Below are 2,546 nucleotides of genomic sequence, written 5' to 3' on the forward strand. Positions count from 1 at the left end.
CTGATTACAAATCAGCTGCTCTAGCCAGCTGAGCTACACCGGCAACTCAATTACGGTTGCAAATATAATTTTGAAATCGAAAATTACAAAACAATTTCCGTAATTTTTTATGAAATTCTTTACGCTAACTGATTGATTTTCCCAACAAGTTGTGTAGCAGCTTCTTCTAATTCTTTATTGATTTGCCTGAAGTGCTCTTTCTTATCCTCAACACCTTTCTGGTTGATCTTTTTCATGAGGTTATCAAAAGTAACTATAGCTTCATCTACTACTGCTTCTGATTCTTTTGTGGGCTTGCCCGTATTGGCCAGTTCCCACAGATATACTGCCTCTATGATATCACCCAGTACAAAATTGATATCCTTCTTTAAATTCCTAACGCTTGCCATATTTATTCTGTTTAATTTTTTACAAAATTACAATTATTAATTTACTTGTAGTGCCATCACCTTATATAAACTTCAAGCAACGAAGCATTGCCTTCAAGGCTAAAATCTTTGAGTGCTGCCGGCATAAGTACTGTATCCCCTTTTTTAAAATTATGCTCCTGCCCGTCAGCTTTTACAGTAAAAGCACCTTCAGTACCTATATAAACAGTAAAGCTCCTGCCCTCTTTATGCACTTCCACCTTACCTTCAAGAGGTAAAAAACCTGTGGTAAAATAGGGGCAGTCAACCATTATATTGCTGCTGTTCTTTTCGCTGTCATAACTTTTTTGTGTATCCGTTGTATTGTAGTTCATGGCATCAAGGGCAAGGTCAACATGCAGTTCCCTCGATTTACCCGAAGCATCTACCCTGTCCCAGTCATAAATCCTGTAAGTAATATCAGATGTTTGCTGTATTTCGGCTATCATTATACCTGCGCCTATGGCATGTATAGTACCTGTTTCCAGAAAAAATACATCTCCTTTGTTTACCTGTACCTCATTAAGTATCTTAATCAGGTCCTTATTCTTTAAATGCTCAAGGTACTGCTCAGGGCCCGACTTTTGTTTGAAGCCTACTATAATGCGTGCGCCTTTGTCTGCCTGCATCACATACCACATTTCTGTCTTCCCAAAAGAATTATGCCTTTTCCGGGCCAGCTCATCATTAGGGTGAACCTGGATCGAAAGGTCTTGGCGTGCGTCAAGGAATTTGAACAATAACGGAAACTGGCGGCCAAACCTGCTAAATACGTCCCGCCCGAGTATCTCTTGAGGATACCTCTCCAGCAATGCAGTAAGAGGCTCACCGGCAAAGCTGCCGTTAGCCACTATGCTTACATTACCCTCTACAGCTGACAATTCCCAGCTTTCACCCGTAGTTTCGGTCGGAAGATTTTCTTTTCCAAGCTCGGTTCTTAATTTTGTCCCGCCCCATATCCTGTCCTGCAGTATAGGTTTAAAAACTAAAGGGTACAAAGGTGTATCCATACTATTCGCCTTTATAGGTTACAAAGTTGCGTGGCGTTTCATATAATACCACCTCAAGTTCCATTGTGTTCTCAATTCGCCTTCGCAGCCTGTTCCAAATAACCACTGCAATATTTTCGGCAGTAGGGTTCAGGTCAGCAAAGTCAGGCACTTCAAGGTTAAGGTTCTTATGGTCAAATGGCTCTTCAACTTCCTGCGCAATAATATCCTTCAATATTTTCATATCCATAACATACCCTGTTTCAGGATCAATTTCACCCTTCACATTTACTATAAGCTCATAGTTATGCCCATGAAAATTAGGATTGCTGCATTTACCGAAAACGGCCTGGTTCCTCTCATCGGGCCAGTCTTTCCTGTACAGGCGGTGCGCGGCATTAAAATGGGCGCTCCTGCTTACGGTAACCTTCATATATCGATTGTTCGTTTAATTATAATTTATGTGCTTCAAGGTAATGGTAAAATTCATCAAAAATAATCCTGAACCACACTGTATAAAGTTCGGGGTTCTGCGCCATATCTTCCTTTACCTCATCAATACCCATCCATTTCCAGCTTTCGGCTTCCTCCCTGTTAATGTCGGGCTCGCCGTCATAGTAGCCAATCATTACATGGTCAAGCTCATGCTCGGTAAGGCCGTTATCAAAAGGGGCTTTATATATAAACCAGAAAAGCTCCTTAAGTTCTGTAACAAAACCCATTTCTTCCATCAGCCTGCGGCTTCCGGCCTGGAGGTTGGTTTCACCCTCACGCTGGTGGCTGCAGGTAGTATTTGTCCACAGCAGTGGCGAGTGGTATTTGGTAGCAGCCCGCTGCTGCAGCATTATCTCGTTTTTGGAGTTCAGTATAAAAACCGAGAAAGCCCGGTGCAGCATTGCCTTTTGATGCGCTTCCAGTTTCGGCATCAGGCCTACCTGCTCATCCTTTTCGTTTACAAGTATTACTTTTTCTTCTGTCATAATGTGTAATGCTCCAAAAATAAGAAAATCTTTGCATTTTTTAAATGGTTTAACTTTTGATTATCTTTATAATCAACAAAATTAATTTTTTCGCATAAAACCAATTAAAATGAAACAACTACCAGTCACCTTTGCGTTAGTACTGCTTTTATCAGGGTGCAGTAAGGACG

4 protein-coding genes are annotated in these 2,546 nt (G+C 41.2%); all 4 read right to left on the bottom strand.

Going from position 1 to position 2,546, the window contains the following annotated elements:
• Positions 1-119: 119 nt before the first annotated feature.
• The 4 genes from CHU92_RS00900 to idi are packed head-to-tail and all read right to left on the bottom strand — an operon-like array spanning position 120 to position 2,376.
• On the bottom strand, positions 120-389 hold the full coding sequence (locus tag CHU92_RS00900; protein WP_094411672.1) for a hypothetical protein: 270 nt from the start codon (positions 387-389) through the stop codon (positions 120-122).
• Between the two features lie 56 nt (positions 390-445).
• Complete coding sequence (locus CHU92_RS00905; RefSeq protein WP_094411674.1) at positions 446-1,417, bottom strand: type I phosphomannose isomerase catalytic subunit; 972 nt, start codon at positions 1,415-1,417, stop codon at positions 446-448.
• 1 nt (position 1,418) lies between these two features.
• On the bottom strand, positions 1,419-1,829 hold the full coding sequence (locus tag CHU92_RS00910) for a 6-pyruvoyl trahydropterin synthase family protein (protein WP_094411676.1): 411 nt from the start codon (positions 1,827-1,829) through the stop codon (positions 1,419-1,421).
• 19 nt (positions 1,830-1,848) lie between these two features.
• A complete protein-coding gene (gene idi / locus CHU92_RS00915; RefSeq protein ID WP_094411678.1) occupies positions 1,849-2,376 on the bottom strand; it encodes an isopentenyl-diphosphate Delta-isomerase in 528 nt (175 codons plus the stop codon).
• Positions 2,377-2,546 lie beyond the last annotated feature (170 nt).

It is taken from the genome of Flavobacterium cyanobacteriorum (genome assembly GCF_002251835.1).
Classification (GTDB): Bacteria; Bacteroidota; Bacteroidia; order Flavobacteriales; family Flavobacteriaceae; genus Flavobacterium; species Flavobacterium cyanobacteriorum.

Bases quoted from the DNA above. Each gene is read 5' to 3' on its own strand.
- CHU92_RS00910 (WP_094411676.1), bottom strand. From the start codon at position 1,829: ATGAAGGTTACCGTAAGCAGGAGCGCCCATTTTAATGCCGCGCACCGC.
- idi (WP_094411678.1), bottom strand. From the start codon at position 2,376: ATGACAGAAGAAAAAGTAATACTTGTAAACGAAAAGGATGAGCAGGTA.
- CHU92_RS00905 (WP_094411674.1), bottom strand. From the start codon at position 1,417: ATGGATACACCTTTGTACCCTTTAGTTTTTAAACCTATACTGCAGGAC.
- CHU92_RS00900 (WP_094411672.1), bottom strand. From the start codon at position 389: ATGGCAAGCGTTAGGAATTTAAAGAAGGATATCAATTTTGTACTGGGT.